Consider the following 19,282-nt stretch of genomic DNA (forward strand, 5'->3'; position numbering starts at 1 on the left):
CTGCAACGACACCACAAATTCCTCTTCCCCAACCTCAATGAGTTCTACAAAATTTATCTCAATGATCAAGAAAACAAATCTCATTCCACCAATAAATAACCTGAAAACCATTGCCGTATATCTCTACGACTTGCGCAATCCGTATGTGGGTCTCGGAGAATTTGATCATCACTTAGCTGAAGAGTTGAGTTCGCGTGCTAAACAGTTGCAAAACGAACACCACATCCGCCTTTGTTTTCTGCTTCCGCCTCATAAAGTAGGCATTTATGGCAATGACGTGGACTACCTTTCATTAACGAAAATAAAAATCTATCTGCTTAATCTCTTACCCAAATGGGCTGTTTATCGCTGGTTAATGCCAAAAGTTGCTTTACTGCACCTCACACAACAGCGTGCAAAAATCACTCGTTCATTAGGCGAAAACACCTTACTCACCATTCATGACGTGAACTTTTTTCACAATAACATCAGTGTTGCGAAAATAAAAAAGAAGCAACGCAAGGTGCAACAAATGCTTAACATCGCGCACTTCGTTTCGTTTATCTCGCAATTCACACGCGATGATGTACATCAACACTTTCATGTTGCACAAACAGAACGTGTGATTCACAACGGAGCCACTAACCAAAACACACTTGAAAGCCATGCTCCTAAAGGCTTACCAACAAACAATTTCGATCTTGTACTTTCGAGCTGGGATCGCAAAAAGAATGTGGACAATATTGTTGAAATGATGCGCTTTCTTCCGGAACGTCACCTTATTGTGGCAGGAAGAGGCAAAAAACAAGATAGAAAACGCTTAGAGAATATCATTCGCACATACCATTTAAACAACGTAACGCTTTTAGGAACAGTCGGTGTGGCAGAAAAAGCTTATCTTTATCAACATTGCAAAGCTTTTTATTTTGCCTCACGCAGCGAAGGATTCGGCTTGCCAGTGATTGAAGCAATGAGTTGCGGTAAGCCTGTTTTTCTATCGCAACTCACATCTTTGCCCGAGGTAGGCGGCAACAAAGCTTATTACTTTAATAGTTTAGAACCGCAGGCTATGGCGCAAACCGTAATAAATGATATCGCTCATTGGCAACAATCGCCCAACGAAAACATACAACTCACCATGAAGCACGCCGCCCAATTCAGTTGGAAAAACATGGCTGACAAATACATTGAATATTATCTTTCAATTCTTACTGATTCTGATAAGACTTGATTTTGGGGAATACTTCTTTTCCTCTTTCAGGAAATTAAATAATTTAATTTGTAATCTTTCTTCTTAATCCAAATTAAATTAATAATTTTGTCAATAGAGCTAAAACACTCTTATCTTTAATGGTTTACGTAAACTCTGTGATAATGGTAAAGAACAAAATTAACCGCCGAAAATTCTTAGAACTGTTTAGCACTGCAACAGCCTCTACCGCAGCATTGCTGACCGGCTGTAAACAAAAGCCAAATGAACAGCAACTGATAGAAGACGAATACAAGACGCAAATTGAGCCCCCAACCAATAAGATGACTTATCGCATTAATCCCAATACAAATGACAAAGTTTCCTTATTGGGTTATGGGATGATGCGACTGCCAACTACTGATGGAAAGGCAGGACGAGAAAGTAGAGCTCCTTTAGATCAAGAAGCTATCAACCATTTAGTCGATTACGCTATAGAACATGGTGTCAACTACTTTGACACATCACCTGCCTATTGCCAAGGAAGGTCGGAAGCCGCAACGGGTATCGCTTTACATCGACATCCTCGCGAAAGTTATTTTATAGCCACAAAAATGTCTAACTTTGCACCGGCAACTTTCCCACACGATGAATCTGTCCGCCTTTTCCAAAACTCATTGAAAAACTTACAAGTTGACTATCTTGACTATTACTTGTTGCATGGTATCGGGATGGGAGGCGGAATGGAAGTTTTTAATGCCCGTTTCATTGATAACGGGATACTGGATTACTTGTTAGAGCAACGTAAAGCAGGGAAAATTCGCAACTTAGGTTTCTCTTACCACGGTGACATTAAAGTTTTCGATTTCTTATTGGAAAACCATGACAAATATCATTGGGACTTTGTTCAGATAGAGATGAACTACTTGGATTGGAGGCATGCACATGAAATAAACGAACGAAATACGAATGCAGAATACTTGTATGGCGAACTGCTGAAGCGAAATATCCCGGCGGTTATTATGGAACCTCTTTTGGGAGGCCGTCTTTCAAATATTCCTCAATATATTGTCGCGGAAATGAAACAGCGTAATCCGGAGCGTTCGGCTGCCTCATGGGCTTTCCGTTATGTAGGATCAAAGCCGAATGTTCTTACAGCTTTAAGTGGTATGACTTATATGGAACATTTAAAGGATAACTTACTTTCTTATTGTCCTTTGAAGCCATTGACCGATGAAGAAGAAAATTTTTTATATGACATTGCCCGTAAATTGGTTGGTTTGCAAACCATCCCTTGTAATGACTGCAAATATTGCATGCCATGCCCATACGGACTGGATATTCCGGGAATATTTGTCTATTATAATAAGTGTAAGAACGAAGGAACGCTTCCACAAGATACCGAAGATAAAGTATACGCAAAACTTCGCCGAAACTATTTGTTGGGAATGGACCGTAGCATCCCTAAACTACGTCAAGCAAACCACTGTGTAGGATGTAAACAATGTGAGCCACATTGTCCACAGAACATACGCATCCCCGATGAAATGCAGAAAATTGACGCACAAATAGAGACTTTAAAGCAAGAAATGTTGAAGTGATACAAATGAGTTGCCATATTTATCAGAAGATTTTTTTGTTTCATCTAAGTGAAACGAATGATTCATCCGCATGAGTTGCCAAAGTCATCCGCATGAGTTGATCGGTTCATCCGCATGAGTTGACCGGTTCATGCGTATCACTTTTCTTCGACCTCTTGATGACAAATTCGCGACATCCTGTCAACGAATAATTATTGACAGGATGTTACTTATATTTCATCGAAGTCACACTAAAATAGCACTTTATGTCTGAAGTTCATTTAAACAGATGAGGAACAAACTCTTTCAAGCAGCGTCGCCAAGTCAACCACTCGTGTGCTGTACCTTGAGAAGTATATTCGACATATTTAATTCCCGCATCATCCAAAGTCCTTACCAATTTAGCTGTTCCAATATCCTCATTTGTCCCACTTCCAATAAAGAAGTAATGAATTTTCTTGTTAAAAGTCTCAGCATCAGCCATGATGCCGTTATAATTCTTATGAATATCAAGACCAAAGACTGCCCCGCTGAACAGCCCTATATAAGAGAACAGGTCAAGATGTGGAACAACTATATCCATCGTTTGATGTCCTCCCCAAGAAAGTCCGGCCATCGCCCGATTGTCTCTGTCCGTTTTTGTACGGAAAGTTTTGTCAATCATCGGAATTAAATCATTCAGCATCACCTTATAAAAAGAAGCTCCAATCGGACTTATCTCTACTTCATTTGTTTTTGTCAGACCTTCATTCCGATTTATATCCCCACTTTCCATGACTACAATCATAGGTTGAGCTTTCCTTTCAGCAATCAGATTATCCATGATATTCTGCATATATCCTTGCGTAGACCAGCCAGTCTCATCTTCTCCTAACCCATGCTGGAGATAAAGAACCGGATAACGCTTATCCATATGCTGTTCATACTCTGCCGGCGTATAAACTCTGGCAGTACGCCATTCTTTGGTAGATTCTGCAAAATATTGAACAGAACGAACTTGTCCTTTTTCCACATTCTGCCGTGGACGATAATAATCACCTTCTGTTCCTTCCGGAACTTCAAGTGCACTCACTACTTTACTATAAGCAGCAAACGTATAGGTATTAGGATCAGCAACAGACACATCATCTATTTTCAAAAAGTAATAATGATATCCTATTGGCAACGGATCGGAAGTAACCATCCAAACGCCATCACCATTGTTTTTCATCGTATAATCCTTACCGCAGACATTAATCTTCACATCTTTGGCATTTGGAGCAACAATACGAAAAGATGCTCTGTTCTGTGCATCAATACAAGGATATTCCGCAGAAGGAATATTCCACTCTGAACGTTTAGACTGCGCATTCATTGTTAAACTCATACCCATAATCATTCCTAAAAAGAACAAAAAAGATAAATTCCTCATCGTAGTATATTTTTTCGGTTAATATCATCATAATAGATCTCACTTCTGCATATTCTCCTCTTTCCAATCACCTAACGTACCACCCTCATTATAGGTCTGATTATTAGGAAGTTCCTTATTTCCAACACCTTCTGTCATCTTAACCTTCAGATCATCTAAATAATGTTGATATACCCCACGCGGAGTTGTATGATGTTCCTTACAAATAGAAGCAGCCATACCGACTACCTCCCCCATTTCTCCTGTAGTTCGCATGACGCGAACAGTACCAAGAGCCACATGAGTTACACTAATATTCCTACCTGCCATAAACAAGTTGTCCACATTTCTGGAATACAAACAACGATAAGGAACAGAATAATAATGAATTACATTATGTGTAGTGGTTGCTTTAAAGGCTTTATCACCAGGGAATTTCTTCTCGTTTTCCGGATCCGGCCAATGAAGGTCAATACTCCATGTAGTAGTAAACGAAGCATCCTCATGCGATACATTTTTCATTAAGTCATCTTCCTTCAGTATGTAATCACCCATCAAGCGTCTTGACTCACGCTTACCCGCGATATAAGCTACCCAAGCCAATTTCCTATTCTTATACTGACTATTTTCTTTCAAATGATTCTTCAAGAAACTCCAATTTGAATAAACAACAAGCATTCCATAGTCACGGATACGCTCAAAATCAGTTATCTGATTTAAATTCATACCTGTTTCCCAAGTCCATTCTCCATTCATCACCTTTTCACAATTCTGCTCATTGAAATGTATGCCATAATCGAATTCCGGAAATCCGCATGACTTCTTATTATCTACCGAATACCATTGAACAGAAGAGCCCATTGTCATCTTATCCGCTTTATCCGGAGCAATATTTTCATTAAATTCTTCTTTGCTTTCACGTCCCATACGATAATCAGCTCCGGACAAATAACCGACCGTTCCATCTCCGGTACAATCGGAGAAAAGCGGAGCTTTGAATTCCATTTCTTCTCCTGTTTCAATATGTTTTGCAATAACAGAAGCTATCTTTGAATCCTCCTTCGTTACCTTAATAACCCGATAATTGGCAAAAAGTGTCACATTCTTCTCATTAGCGAGCCAATTCATCTTTTTCTGATCTTCATAAACAGCAGCCGGCTGAGCATTACCTCCTTTTGAAGGGGCAAACTCTTTTTGCAAATTCCCCAAATTCTTATATTTCCCTTCATTGATTCTTCCACCCAAATGAACACGAATCTCGGAACTGTTATTGCCTCCGATAATCGGACGATCGTTTATTAAAGCAACCCGGCAACCAAGACGCCCCGCACTGACAGCGGCACTTATTCCGGCTATACCAGCCCCAACTACAACCAAATCGTATCCCTTCTTTGTTAAAGGAGAGTCCGGAATATTCAGTTTCTTATGTCGAAAAGCCTCCAGATCTTTCACATCTGAAGGTGGAACAGCATGCCTATCTGTCGTGAAATAGATAGCATCGCAACGCCCATCAAATCCGCTCAGATCACGGAGCCGAAGTGTAACATTTACATCCTTTACAGTTACTTCTCCTGCAGCCTGCCATTCCCACGAACTTCCATCTGTTCCAAGAGGAGAAACAGTCTTCTGGTTGTCTACATATAAAGTAAACTTTCCGGGACCTTCTCCCTTATCCCAAGGAGAAGTCCAATTGTAAGTACGGACATACACATAATATCTGCCTTTCTCAGGAAATATCACCTGAGTAGTAGCATCAGCTACAGGCATTCCCAAGCCATGAGCAATCAAATAAGAAGACCCCATCAAGTCCATAAATTGTTGATCAACAGCCCAACCACCTTTATTCGAGAAACTTTCTGCTTCAACTAACAAATCAGCAGCATTCATAAAGCCCATGCTTACTGCCATCCATATTATTGATAAGATTAATCGTCTCATTTTAAAAATAATCATTTTGCTAAGTTAAATATTATCTTTCAGTAACCCCGCGTTTTCCAACACCTTTTTTTCATCAGTTCCATCGAAAATCAGTTAAAAACAATAATTTTTTTATTCATATTCTAACCATACAGTAGCCTTTGTCGGCTTATCTACTATAAAGCGAATCCACCGACCCAGATAATTCTTTGGAAGGATTTTATTAAAGCTCTTACCTGCAGATACTTTATAATCAGCAAATTTCATCCAAGTACCATCTCCTGTCGGATCTATTTCTATAGTAAATGTTACAGCATAAGCTCCTTCATTTTTAAGCATCAATTTCTTATTCTGATAATGACTAATTAAATAAGCATCAGATGGAATTCCAGCCTTAACATCCTCATTTATCCATGGACCGCCATGCCCTACAGGACGACCAAGTTTCCACAAGTCTTCAATCACTCCACACCAGACTTTACAATTGCCATCCTTAGACGTAACTATATGGTCATCAGCCTTTACTTCTTTTTTTAGACCTGTCATGACAAGCATTCCACGAAAAGAGGCATAGTCATTTATTTGGAGATGATGAGTACAGATTGGACGAATCTTAGCATACCCATCAGCATTTTCCGCAGGTAATTCAAAAAAGGTTCCACCTAAATCAAATAAGTCACGTTCAGTTGAAACTTCACGACAGATACGCAAAGTACCTTTTTTTATCATATTATTATATTGTTCATTATTCAAAGGCAAACGCCAACGACGACCTCTGTCATCAACAATTAAATAACTGCCTTTATCAATTATTACCATATTCTTAGGAATATTCATACGAGTCTTAATAAAAGTCTCATAAGCCTCATCTTCAACCGGTAAGAGATTTATTTCCCCATCAAGTTCATAATATCCTTTATTAATAGCAATACCATCCTTAATGACATTCGCAACAATCCCTAATTTTCTACGATTACCACCTAACCCATATAAAATACCCCCTCTCATTTCCGTATCATTAACAGATGCTATTCCTTCAAAAATAGTATCATTTTTTACTGAACGTACATTAACATCACCATATACAAAAGCAACAGTCGTCTTCGTATTCTCATCAACTGTAACCCGAATCCATTCTCCTAAAAGTTTATCTAAAGATACCATTCTCGAAGAATGCGAGGGAACACTTACTTTTATTGATTTTTCCCAATGATTATTGCCAGCTTTATCTATCTCAAAAGAATATACAACTTTACTGCTTCCGCTATTAGAAATCCATAACAAGCGACTTTTCCACCCTGCCAATAAAAATGGATCAGATGTAGTTCCTGCCGAAATTTGTTCATTTTCCCAAACCGCACCTACAGCATCACTTGTCCCGTTATGTTTCGGCTGATCAAGAGAAGTAAACCAAAGATTACTATTCGACTGTCCAGGCGCAGCAATGTTTCCTTTAGCTTTACGTATATTCAGGAATTCACTTCTTGCACTATCATCACAACCGAAAACAAGTTTACCATTCCACTCACAAAAATCACCAATTACTTTCAAATAATTAGTATAAGGACGAATTCCTGCTGTGTTATCCCATGAAAAAGTCCCTGGAAAATGCCAAAACATTCCATGCATCGTCATCAAATATTCATTACCAATACTGCGGATCCGTGGCCATTCCGTATTCCATCCATGAGCACCGTCGTAGCTATTGCTTGCTTTTGGAGCGCGGAAGAATTTCCATCCATGCTCTGCATCACGAACAGCTATAATGATAGATTTATAGTCCCATCCCAACGCCCAAATAGGGTCAATTTCAGGATTTGAATTCCCATAAATGCCTCCAGGACCTGTAACTTCTGTAAACTGATTCCGGCGAATAGTCTTCCATTCTTTCCCATCGAATTCAGACAAAGATCCTGCTTCTATCTTCGGATCATACATAGCTTTTGGAGAATCTTCGCCATTATTAGAATAAACATAGACTCCCTGACCAGAATAAAACCCTTTTCCATGTACACCTTTACAAAGAGTACGCTGATAATTCTTCGCCCCTTCATTCTTCAACAGATTCCCATCTTTAAATAAAGTCTTTACGTCAAGAGAATTAACATCTATTTCATAAAAGCCCTGCTCCATTGTTGCAATATTAATTTTATGAGTCGGATCAATTAAATTACGGGCGCACCCGGTTAATCTTCCCGGCATCTGTTCAACTCCAATGACATGAACTTTTCCTAAAGAATCAATAATATAAGGACCAATAAATAATTGGTTGCTTTCCTTATGAATCATTCTATTTGCTGGTGTTCCTCCTATACTTTCAGAACGAGTTATCTTGACAATATCGGAAGTAATCTGATATAGTTTATCCGACGATCCGAAAGGCAAATGCGGACCATAACTAATAGTCCATAGACTTCCATTCCAGGGCACCACAGCACCAGTTCCACATTCATCCTCATTATTATAATTAGCTATATATGGATAAATGCCACTGAAGCATCTATTCGTCTGTGCATAAATAGAAACTGCGAAAAGCAATGTTCCTACCAAACTATAAAATTTCTTATTCATGATTAGGTATAATAATATATTTTAAAAAAAGAACGGGTTCAAAGTTATTTTACACAATAATCCCGTTCTTTAAAATACTAAGAAGTTATTACTTTAAATAAACATCCACAATGATTCCTAATTTAATAGCCTGGATTCTGTGTCATATTCGAATTAATCTCAATTTCTGTTGTAGGTATTGGCCAAAGGTATTGACAATCATCCCACTTACGTTCCGCAGCAGAAACACACATTCCTGCATTCTCCAAAGCAGTAAAATCTGCACACCCATATTCATCAATAGTCGGAGTAATACCCCAAAACCAGTTACCTGCATCATACAAAGCTTGCATATTACTCGGATCAATCATCATATAAAGTTTACGGCTCAAAACTGTAGAAGCAATCTTCCATCGAATAATATCCGGATAGCGAAGACACTCACCAGCCAATTCCATACGACGTTCCACACGCAAATCATAACGCATCTCACTTTGTGGCTTAATTGTGAATGCTGGATACATGTCTATCTGGTTTTTATCAACACCATAGGCACGAGCTCTTACTGAATTCATAGCGTCAACTACACTCTGATCAATTTCTCCTAACTCAATCTTTGCTTCTGCATACATCAACAAAACATCAGCATAACGCATCATAATCTTCACATTATCTGCTTGATAACCATTATCAATCCAACTTTGGTCAACATATTTCCTCCAAATCAATCCGTTAAACGAAGCATAAAACTTATTAACACGGGTATCATTATTATAGACCTGAATAGTATCTGCTCCATTCAATTTTCCACAAGTCAATGCAACAGGAGAAGGATTATACTCATAACCAAGAATATAACTTCCAAATTCACAAATGCTCATTGAACAACGAGGGTCACGATTCTTAAAAGGATTATGAGGGTCAAACAACGGAGATTCATCAATAGGAAGCCCATCAATACAAGTATAAGCAGCTAATAAATCCCAAGTAGGATCATAGCAGTCCCAACCACCTTGTCCACGGATAATCATATTTCTAACATAAGAATTGTTTAAGACATTCAATTTAGCTTCAATAGAACGCGGCATAATAAAGATGAACTCCGGAGACATAGTTGTAGAAGGCAAGAACAGTTTCTCATAATTATCAGCCAAACCATAAATTCCTAAATCTATACAACTCTTTGCGGCTGCAGCTGCTGTGGCATAATCCCCATTATAGAGAGCATAACGAGCTTTGAATGCATACGCTGCACCTTTAGTTACACGCTGATCGCCGGCATAACTTATAGGAAGTAATGAAACTGCCTTATCAAAGTCTTCATATACATGCTGAAGAACTTCTGCTTTTGCAGTACGCCCCGTAGATTTTGCTGCTTCTATTTCAATATCCTCTGTATAATAAGGTACATCACCCCAATGGAAAATCAATTCTCCATAAGCTCTTGCACGGAAAAAATATGCTTCACCAACATAAGGCATAATCTTTGCCTCACTCGCTCCATTATCAATTGCACGTTGATATTTATTTATAACAGAATTCATCTTAGAAATCAGTTTGTAATTATTGATCCAGCGTTTTGTAACATATCCTGTTTGACCAGTTAATGTCCCATCCTGGAAAGCATATAGCGTTTGACGATACATGGTGTCATCACTCCAGTCAACCTGACCTTCTTCCATATCACCATCCAACAACAAAAAGTCACTTTGATAAGCCTTATTGACAGCCATACGAATCTCATCAACATTGGAATACCAGCTCTCTGTTGATCCGCTTGACAGAGGGTTCATATCTAAATCATGACATGAGCCCATAAAGAAAGCCAGTCCTATTAAGCAGATATATTTTAACATATTATATTTCATAATTCTCTTTTTTAGAAGTTAACATTTACACCAAACATTACTGATCTCATAATAGGATAACCTGAAGACGTTGATTCCGGATCAAAGCCTTTAAGACAATTGTTGATAGAGAACAAATCGTTTGCTGCTACATATAAACGCAATTTATTAATAAAAAACTTTTTAGTTAATGCTGTTGGCAATGTATAACCTAATGTGATATTCTTACAACGCAGATAATGGTTGTTATATAACCAAAAATCACAACTTGTATAATTCGTCTGCATATTTGAATAAGTCAAGCGTGGGAATATGGCCTTAGCATTCTGTGCTTCTGTATTATTCTCACTCCAATATTTACCTACGATGACACTTGGGAAATTTAACCAGTTATCACGCAAACCTAATACGGCATAAGAACTTTGGATAGCCCATTGAGATCCAACACCTTGGAATGTTACACTTGCATCAAAGTCTTTATAATCAGCATTGAAATTCAAACCATATATGAAATGCGGCTGTGAACTCTTCAAAGGAATACGGTCGTACTCTGCACTAATTTTACCATCCGGCATCCCATCCGGTCCAGAAATGTCAATAAACTTAATATCACCTACTTTGACATTATTATTAATTTTTGCAGAATTATCTACATCCTCTTGAGTCTGGAACAATCCATCAGCCTTATAACCATAGAACTGCTGAAATTCTGTACCTTCTCTTGAAATATAATTACCATTATAGAAGATAGTACCTTTTAAGCCTCCCATCGTAGAAGTTGCATCTGAAAGATTAAAACGAACACTATAATTGAAATCTTTTACATGATCACGCCATCCGGCTTCAATATCCCAACCTACAGTATGCATATCACCCGCATTAACTGATGGATTCTCATACCCTAAGAATTGAGGGATCTGAACGGCTAACAACATATCAGTTGTATTTTTACGATAAACATCAAAAGAGAAATTCAAGCGGTTCTTCAAGAACATAGCATCAAGACCGATATCCCATGATGATGTAGATTCCCAAGTTATATCATGTACGGCATAATAAACCTGTGCGGCAGAAGTAGCCGCAGTCGGTGTACCACCATTCATTAACACAATAGTATTAAAATCGATGGCTGCTTGATAAGGATAATAGCTACCAATACGCTCGTTACCTAATTCCCCCCACGAAGCACGGAATTTTAATTGATCTAACCAACCACGAGTACTATGCATGAAGTTTTCTTCTGTAAGAACCCATCCAAGAGAGACAGAAGGAAAAGTTGCCCAACGGTTATCACTGGCAAAACGAGAAGAACCATCTCTACGAATATTTGCCTCCAATAAATATCTATTTGCATACGAATAGTTGATACGTCCGAAATAAGAACGATAACTGTACTCTGCAGCATTACCGGATACTGCCTGGTAATCTTTCGGAGCAAGATCCAAAAACGGATAAGTTGTTAACTCATACTGATCACCAGAACCAGACATATTATCATACTTATAATAATAGTACTCATAACCTGCCATTAATACCAAATCATGCAAACCGAAAGTCTTATTATAGTTTATTAGAAACTGAGATGTGATATCCTGAACTTTATTTCTTTTTTCTGTCAAATTAGTTGTTGCATTGATATATCCTTTAATAGTATTAGGGTCTTCAAGATGTGTATAACCCAATTTCTTCACAAATGTCTTATAATAACTAAAATCGAAATTAGGTGCTGTAACCATAGAAATCTTAAAACCATCGAAAGGCTTAATAACAATTTCCCCCTTAAAGCCTAAATGGTTATTATCCACATGATAATCTCCAGCTTCTTTACTCATTCTTAACAAAGAGTTACTTCCATCCTTTACATCGGCATAACGGCCGTCACTCCAAATTGCAGGATATATAGCAGGAATACTTCTTCCCTCCCATCCATAAGGATCATAATTAGGACCAACTATCTTCCCTTTTCTGAAATTTACATCAACATGAGCTTCAAGATACTTATTAAAATAGAAATCATTATTTGCACGAGCCATGTAATGCTCTCTTTGATAGTTATCATACATCGCGCCCATATTATCGTAACGGAGAGAAACCTTTGACGAGGCTTTCTCACTTCCTGCCATTAAATTGACAATATGAGTCTGACGTGGAGCACTATGATTCATTAATATATTCGTCCAATCTGTGTCAGCATATAAATCCGGATTCTGTAAATGAAGACTCGTATAGTTGTCAATAATATCCTGAGTATACGCTTGATTCCATCCTCCCGATGGATTGTCATTGTATCTTAACTCATTAACCATCTTCATATAATCAACTGCATTCGTATATTTTGGTTCTGCTGTCGGGCGACTTATAGCATATTCAAAATTATAAGTTAATTTCAAATCCCCTTTTTTAGCACGCTTAGTCTGAACAAGGATAACGCCGGCAGCTGCACGTGATCCATAAATAGAAGCTGAAGCTGCATCTTTCAAAACAGAAATAGTTTCTACATCTTCTGGAGAAACGGTATTAATATCACCTGGAACACCATCGATGATAACTAATGGATCGGAAGTACTGATGGTTGTAGTACCGCGCAAACGCATCGTTCCTGTAGTTCCCGGATCACCACTACCACGAGTAACAGTCAAACCGGCAACTGCTCCCTGAAGTGCTGTACTAATATTTGTAGCATGACGCTCAGAAATTGCTTTATCATTAATTCCTGCTACAGAGCCTGTCAAATCCTTTTTCTTCAAGGTTCCGTAACCAATAACAACGACCTCATCTAAAACTTCATTATCCTCTTGAAGAACAATTGAAAGGGGATGGCTAAAACTAACATTTACCGTCTGTGTCTTATAACCAATGTAGGAAATTTCGAGAACGGCGCCCGGATTAACATTCAACGTGAAGTTTCCGTCAATATCGGTAATAATGCCATTGGTAGTACTTTTCTCAACTACTGAAGCGCCGATAACAGGTTCTCCTTTACCATCTTTAACTGATCCTTTTACCGGTTGTTTATCCAATTGCTGAGGAGCAATCTCATTCCCTCTCATCAAAGTAATCTGGCGGTCATCTATCCGATATATCACAGAACTACCGGAAAGGATCTCATTAAGAACTTGCTCTATACTTTCCCTTTTCGCTTTTACAGAAATCTTTTTAGAAGTATCAAGCAAATCATTACGATACATAAACACAAACTCACTATTATTCTCGATATACTGGAATATCGATTTAATAGAAACTTGCTCAAATGAAAAAGTAAACTTTTGCTGTTGAGCATAAGCAAGGTCATCAGCAAGACCTCCCGATGAGATTAATAAGAATCCCAATACAAGCATCACCCTCATAAAACGACCGATAATACTTGTTTCTTTTAATTTGTTTCTCATATTGATAAAAAGGTTGATAATTCAATGAATAGATTTTGACGCGTCTAACCCGACAACATTTTTTAGTTAGACTGATTTGATCTTCTGATTATGTTTTCATAAGCATTTGTCTTTTTAAGTTATATACATATCAATTACTTCTGTTTCAAATAATAATTATCTCCTAACTTGGAAACCGAAAACCTCCCGGTATCGGAAACTCTCTTCAAGGCTTCATCAACACTACATGCCAAATCTATCTTTCCGGCAATTTCAATATCCGAAATACCTTGACTGCAAGTGATGTTCACGCCGTAATAACGACTCAATCGTAAAAGAATGTCTCTCAACGGAGCAATGCCCAAGTTCATAATGCCTTGTGTCCAAAGAATATAGTCGTCTGCTTTAACCGTTGAATTCTTTATCTCACCACTTCGATGAATCTTTGCTTTTTGATTGGGGGAAAGAACAACTTCATTTCCCAAATTGCTCATTACTCGTACTTTTCCACGAACCAACACTACTTCGCTTGACTCTATAGAATGACTGTAAGCATTTACATCGAACGCCGTACCTAAAACGTTTACTTCAAAATCGGTAGTCTTAACGACGAAAGGACAATTCTCATTGTGGGCGACATCTAAATAAACCTCGCCATCGACAAAAATCTCCCTCACATTCTTAGCAAACTGTTTCGGATAAGTAACTGAAGTCCCTGCATTGACAAACATACTGGTCCCATCCGAAAGTATCAATTTGGTATATTTTCCTTTTGGGACAACTATCTTATTGTATTCATCTATAAGTGAAGATGGCTTATTTTCAGCAATTTGATTACCATCGACATGTATTCCTTCATCAGTATAAGTAACGGTAGAACCTTTATCAACGGTAACCACATCTTTTGGAGAGACATATAATTGGATTTCTTCCGATACAGAATCGTTTGGCAACTGTTGGGCAATCTGCGAGATATTTACAATTTCTTCCAGTTGAGGCAATGATTTCCGGAGATTAAACAGGAATATACATCCTGTTATTATTGCGGCTGCCGAAGTAATCAAACTAAGCATAATAACTCTTCGCCTTTTTTCCTTCTTATTTATCCCATCTTCTATGGCATACCAAACCTCTTCCTGCCCGGTAGCAGAAGATACATCACTCATTCTATAGAATAATATAACTCGATAAATAGACTTCCGTAGAAAAGATATGCGGTTTTTCATGATTGCTTTTTCTTATATAATAGGAAAAAGAGAAAAACCTACTCTGTTTTTTGAATTATTTTATAAGAAATTTTAAAATGGTACAGAAAACAACAGTTAAATAGAAAACATCTCCTCCTGTCTTGTCCATTACATCCCGCAATTTTGACAATGCCCTGTTTAAAAGATTCATGGACGACTGTGGGTTTATGTTCATCACTTCCGCAACTTCATTATGCGAAAAACCTTTCACATACCTCAAATACAACACAGATTTTTGATTAGAAGATAACTGACCGATAGCTTGAATCAATTTCTTAGCCAATAAAGTTTCTTCATCACTTTTCGGAAACATCCTGTCAAACAAATTCTCATCAATAGGAACATTAAATTCCAAATCTTCTAACGAACTAACATTCTTCTCGGATAAAATTTTATAAATCAGATTATTCCGCAATGCCTTTAGAAGATAGGAACGGGCAGAAACCACATGTTCAATCTTAATGTGGGAGTTATAAAAAATATTTATAAACAAATCTTGAATACAATCTTTTACCAAGTCCTCGTCAGGACTATATTTCAATCCATAATTATATAGCAAATCATAATTGTCCTTATATAAGAACTCAAGGGCGTACCTGTCTCCTTTTATCGATTGTCGAAACAACGATAAAGATTCTTTCTCAGATATCTTCATTTGCCTCTTTATCTTCATATACAAAAAATATAGATAATGCAAAGATAACGTTTACATTTCATTTTTTACAATATCATAAAATTTTAAATTGAGAATTATCGCCCTATTATTTCCTATATACGTTAATAATAAGCATCTTGCTACAAAATATATCTTGTAAAGAACAGATCGTAAAGTCATAGTATAAACCAGCAAAGTGATCCCGTATAAATCATCTAATTCATACGTATCACTTTTGTCTTTTCCTCTAACGGAATCATGCTTTTCAATCAATGAATTGACATTTAAAAGCAAATATACAATCCTTTAAACAAGCATTGCGAACAGTAATATTTTGTTTTATGCTTTTTATATTCTTCTTGTTTGAAAAGAATGTTGTGTAATAATACAGTAGATGTTATAAAGAATGTATTGAAAGATATTGAGTTTATAAGGTTAGTTAGGTGTTTTTTACTGTAAATTAGGTATCTCCCGCGTGACTCACGTGCATTACGCTCGTGGTTTCTTTACTTATAGAACAACTAACATATAAGGAGAAACAGCTAAGCTAATAAATAAAAGAAGTTGTCCATCCCTTTAAGAACTATACTCTGTAAATGGGATGGACAATATTGTTTATTTGGGTGGATTACCATTTATCTGTGCGGAAAGGATAAACCGGTAAGTTTGATTTACTCAACAGATTCCCAAGGATGGCATCGCCGAAACAATAGCGGACAGCAACGATTTTGTCCACTTTTAGAGAGGTAACTTCAACCTGTTTACCGTTAATAATCTCTGCTGTGGCCGGATGAAATACTTTATCTGAGCCGGCTACTTCAAATCCTGTGATATTCGGATTGGCGATGAAGCCTTTTTCATTATGTGAGAAAGAAAGGATAGCTTTATTGCCGTTAACCTTCATCGACAGATACATCGGTCCCCATGGGTCGCTGCCTTTCCAAGTATCGACCATTGACATGGCAGCTAAACGACGGCCGATGTTCAGTTTATCTCCCGGATGGATATTATAAGAAACTTCATCCGGAGAAACCAAATCGTTGGTACATATCATTCCTGCATTCGTTGATTCCAAAGCTGCTGCCAATTGTTGTTCACGCAACTTGGCTGTTTGGTCGGTATTGCTATAATTAAATGGGGCAATCTCTACAAAGTAGAAAGGCATACTGTCGTTTCCCCAATCTTTACGCCAGCCGGTAATTAAATCTTTCATTTTGTTGGCGTAATATTTATCACCTACATTTGATTCACCTTGATACCAGAGGAAGCCATAAGCGGTGTAATTCTTAATAGGATAAATCATAGCGTTATAAAGCAGACTACCTGTTTTGTTGTTCCACTTATCCTGTGATTCATAGCTAACATTATCATATTTCTTGGTGTATTCAGGAGCCAGCCATGTGTCTATGTTAGTACCTCCCCAGCAAGTGACAAGAATACCGATGGGACGACCGGTCCAGCCTGAACGATACATCGCGAAGGTGTAGGCGGTGGCACTGAAGTACGGAGTATTTTCCGGAGAAGCGACTTTCCAGTCACCATGGCATTCCTCTCGAGGAGAACCGGCACGTTCTTCTTTCACCATCAAACAGTTAACATGAAACCTGCCGGACTGTTGAATTAATGATTCAGAATGCTTGATAGGACAATCGGGTAACCATCCGCGAACAGGCATTTCCATATTGCTTTGGCCGGAGCAGATCCAAACCTCACCAATTAATACGTTATGGATGGTGTAAGCACCGTCATTGGGTTGGGAAATGGTAATGGTGTACGGAGTATAACTCGGATCGATGGTGCTGAGTTCAGTCAGCCATTTTCCTTCATTATCACTTTGCGTCTGGACCGTTTCATTATTCCATGAGCCGGTAACGGTAACAGTTACATTTTTTGAGGCGTGTCCCCAAATCTTCACTTTTGTATTGTGCTGCAAAACGCAGTTGTCACTGAATACATTCGGTACAGAAATCTGTGCAGAAATATTTATTGGGGCAAATAGAATGATCACCCCTAAAAGAATAGAATTAAAAATTCCTTTCATAGTAATATTAATTTGTTGTTAAACTCGTTATTGTTGTACAAAAGTATTTAATCTTTGTACAACATGCAATATTATCAGTGCCGAAATAGTTAAATTATTTGGATGCGATGAATCACCCGACTCATACATATAACCGAGTAAATACTATTAATAAATACCGAAACTCAACTGTATACCGGGCACAGAACGAAGCGTATAAAATGAGTTGAACACAAAAACGGCACATTGCTTTATGTCTCAAATAGTTACGAGCGTAGATAGATTATGAGCCAGTAAAACGAAACGTTTATATTGGTTTACTTTTGGTTTACATTTGACGATCATTGGAACTCAAAAAAGGTGGCGAAGGTTTACATGGGGTTCCGGATGCTTAACATAAAACTGAGATGAATGGAATTGAGGATGGATAATCTGCTCTTTTTTACTGTAAACGGATTGTAATAAAGCAATCTACGCTTATTTCGGGCGGTTCAGGGGCAATGTATAAGGACTAAGAAAGAAAGGGCGTAGAACGGCCTTAAAACGCCGTTTGAAAGGGTGGTAAAATCTGAATGGTTTTGCCACCTTTTTTTTCGTGCATTTTGGGGTGATTTTAGGCACTGGTTGTTCAGGTGTTTGTTCAAAGTGGTTGTTCATTTTTCAAAAAGTGGTTGTTCAAAAGTGGGTTTTGGAGGGGTACGATACAAGGGGGGTAAAATACTACTTTTCCTGCGATATGTTATTTTTTTGTGCCGATAGCCCCCCCCCTAAATGCCACCACTTTTTTAAGTTTTACCGTTATTAAATAACGGAATATTAGACACTTTTCTACTTTTAGGGGTATAAAAGAGGGGGGGGGGATAGATGCAAGGGGGGAATAAGGGAGAGGTGAAGTAATCCATTCATTCTTTCTTGGTTATTTCAATAATAATATGAGCAGCATTATTGGGTTTACCATATTTGTCGTAGAAAAGCGATTCCGTCTGCGAGACAGAGTTGGCAAACTTGCCACCGTTATTTACCGATAAAGCTGCAATTATTATTTTGGCAGTATTAGCAACTTGATTTATCCTTTTTTGTTTTGCTGTGCTCGTTTTCAGTTTTAATATCTGATTTTCGAGATCGAGACAATATCTTTTGAAAAAGTCCACGTAACAAATCATCAAACTCTCTTGAGTAATACACTTAGGATTGCCTATAACCTCTATTTGCCGTTGGGATAAATGCCTGTCTGGATACCTACTCTTGTATTCCTGCTCTGCCTGATTCGCAAATTCGATATAATCTTTATCTGTTGGGGGTAACAGTTCTGGCAACAACTTGGATAGAAAATTAATTCGGCTTTTGAACGTCTCAAACTTTGTCGTATTATGCAGAATGTACGCAGTCTCAAGCAATTGGAGCAACTTTCCAACATACTGTTTTCTCTTCAGCTCTCTTTGCTTGGAATTGTTCCCTAATGAAAGGAGAAAATAAAAAAGAATAACTGCAATTACAATTATATATGTTATAGCCATGATAATATAAATATTTAAGAGAA

Annotated in this window: 11 protein-coding genes; 2 read left to right on the forward strand and 9 right to left on the reverse strand. The window is 37.8% G+C overall.

Features of this window, described 5'->3' with window-relative positions; all coding sequences use genetic code 11:
• The first annotated feature begins 61 nt into the window (after positions 1 to 61).
• On the forward strand, positions 62 to 1,210 hold the full coding sequence (locus tag LO761_RS03970; RefSeq protein ID WP_272817034.1) for a glycosyltransferase family 4 protein: 1,149 nt from the start codon (positions 62 to 64) through the stop codon (positions 1,208 to 1,210).
• Positions 1,211 to 1,353: 143 nt separating this feature from the next.
• The gene (locus tag LO761_RS03975) at positions 1,354 to 2,769 is read left to right on the forward strand and encodes an aldo/keto reductase (protein ID WP_272817035.1); all 1,416 of its coding nucleotides are present in this window, start codon (positions 1,354 to 1,356) and stop codon (positions 2,767 to 2,769) included.
• Positions 2,770 to 3,025: 256 nt separating this feature from the next.
• Here LO761_RS03975 and LO761_RS03980 read toward each other — a convergent pair whose 3' ends face one another.
• The 9 genes from LO761_RS03980 to LO761_RS04020 form a co-directional block, all read right to left on the reverse strand.
• Positions 3,026 to 4,159, reverse strand: a complete 1,134-nt coding sequence (locus LO761_RS03980) for an alpha/beta hydrolase-fold protein (protein ID WP_272817036.1) — start codon at positions 4,157 to 4,159, stop codon at positions 3,026 to 3,028.
• A 39-nt stretch (positions 4,160 to 4,198) separates the two neighbouring features.
• The gene (locus tag LO761_RS03985; RefSeq protein ID WP_407951542.1) at positions 4,199 to 6,046 is read right to left on the reverse strand and encodes an FAD-dependent oxidoreductase; all 1,848 of its coding nucleotides are present in this window, start codon (positions 6,044 to 6,046) and stop codon (positions 4,199 to 4,201) included.
• Positions 6,047 to 6,187: 141 nt separating this feature from the next.
• Complete coding sequence (locus LO761_RS03990; protein ID WP_272817038.1) at positions 6,188 to 8,626, reverse strand: hypothetical protein; 2,439 nt, start codon at positions 8,624 to 8,626, stop codon at positions 6,188 to 6,190.
• A gap of 122 nt (positions 8,627 to 8,748) precedes the next feature.
• Complete coding sequence (locus tag LO761_RS03995; protein ID WP_272817039.1) at positions 8,749 to 10,473, reverse strand: RagB/SusD family nutrient uptake outer membrane protein; 1,725 nt, start codon at positions 10,471 to 10,473, stop codon at positions 8,749 to 8,751.
• An 11-nt stretch (positions 10,474 to 10,484) separates the two neighbouring features.
• A complete protein-coding gene (locus LO761_RS04000) occupies positions 10,485 to 13,841 on the reverse strand; it encodes a TonB-dependent receptor (protein WP_272817040.1) in 3,357 nt (1,118 codons plus the stop codon).
• Positions 13,842 to 13,975: 134 nt separating this feature from the next.
• The gene (locus LO761_RS04005; protein ID WP_272817041.1) at positions 13,976 to 15,046 is read right to left on the reverse strand and encodes a FecR family protein; all 1,071 of its coding nucleotides are present in this window, start codon (positions 15,044 to 15,046) and stop codon (positions 13,976 to 13,978) included.
• A 55-nt stretch (positions 15,047 to 15,101) separates the two neighbouring features.
• A complete protein-coding gene (locus LO761_RS04010; protein WP_272817042.1) occupies positions 15,102 to 15,740 on the reverse strand; it encodes an RNA polymerase sigma factor in 639 nt (212 codons plus the stop codon).
• Positions 15,741 to 16,350: 610 nt separating this feature from the next.
• A complete protein-coding gene (locus LO761_RS04015) occupies positions 16,351 to 17,763 on the reverse strand; it encodes a sialate O-acetylesterase (RefSeq protein ID WP_272817043.1) in 1,413 nt (470 codons plus the stop codon).
• An 881-nt stretch (positions 17,764 to 18,644) separates the two neighbouring features.
• Entirely contained in the window at positions 18,645 to 19,259 is a 615-nt protein-coding gene (locus tag LO761_RS04020) for a hypothetical protein (protein ID WP_272817044.1), read from the reverse strand.
• Positions 19,260 to 19,282 lie beyond the last annotated feature (23 nt).

Origin of the sequence: Phocaeicola oris (genome assembly GCF_021295095.1) — a bacterium.
Classification (GTDB): domain Bacteria; phylum Bacteroidota; class Bacteroidia; order Bacteroidales; family Bacteroidaceae; genus Phocaeicola; species Phocaeicola oris.

Bases quoted from the DNA above. Each gene is read 5' to 3' on its own strand.
- LO761_RS03970 (WP_272817034.1), top strand. From the start codon at position 62: ATGATCAAGAAAACAAATCTCATTCCACCAATAAATAACCTGAAAACC.
- LO761_RS03975 (WP_272817035.1), top strand. From the start codon at position 1,354: ATGGTAAAGAACAAAATTAACCGCCGAAAATTCTTAGAACTGTTTAGC.
- LO761_RS03980 (WP_272817036.1), bottom strand. From the start codon at position 4,159: ATGAGGAATTTATCTTTTTTGTTCTTTTTAGGAATGATTATGGGTATG.
- LO761_RS03985 (WP_407951542.1), bottom strand. From the start codon at position 6,046: ATGGCAGTAAGCATGGGCTTTATGAATGCTGCTGATTTGTTAGTTGAA.
- LO761_RS03990 (WP_272817038.1), bottom strand. From the start codon at position 8,626: ATGAATAAGAAATTTTATAGTTTGGTAGGAACATTGCTTTTCGCAGTT.
- LO761_RS03995 (WP_272817039.1), bottom strand. From the start codon at position 10,473: ATGAAATATAATATGTTAAAATATATCTGCTTAATAGGACTGGCTTTC.
- LO761_RS04000 (WP_272817040.1), bottom strand. From the start codon at position 13,841: ATGAGAAACAAATTAAAAGAAACAAGTATTATCGGTCGTTTTATGAGG.
- LO761_RS04005 (WP_272817041.1), bottom strand. From the start codon at position 15,046: ATGAAAAACCGCATATCTTTTCTACGGAAGTCTATTTATCGAGTTATA.
- LO761_RS04010 (WP_272817042.1), bottom strand. From the start codon at position 15,740: ATGAAGATAAAGAGGCAAATGAAGATATCTGAGAAAGAATCTTTATCG.
- LO761_RS04015 (WP_272817043.1), bottom strand. From the start codon at position 17,763: ATGAAAGGAATTTTTAATTCTATTCTTTTAGGGGTGATCATTCTATTT.
- LO761_RS04020 (WP_272817044.1), bottom strand. From the start codon at position 19,259: ATGGCTATAACATATATAATTGTAATTGCAGTTATTCTTTTTTATTTT.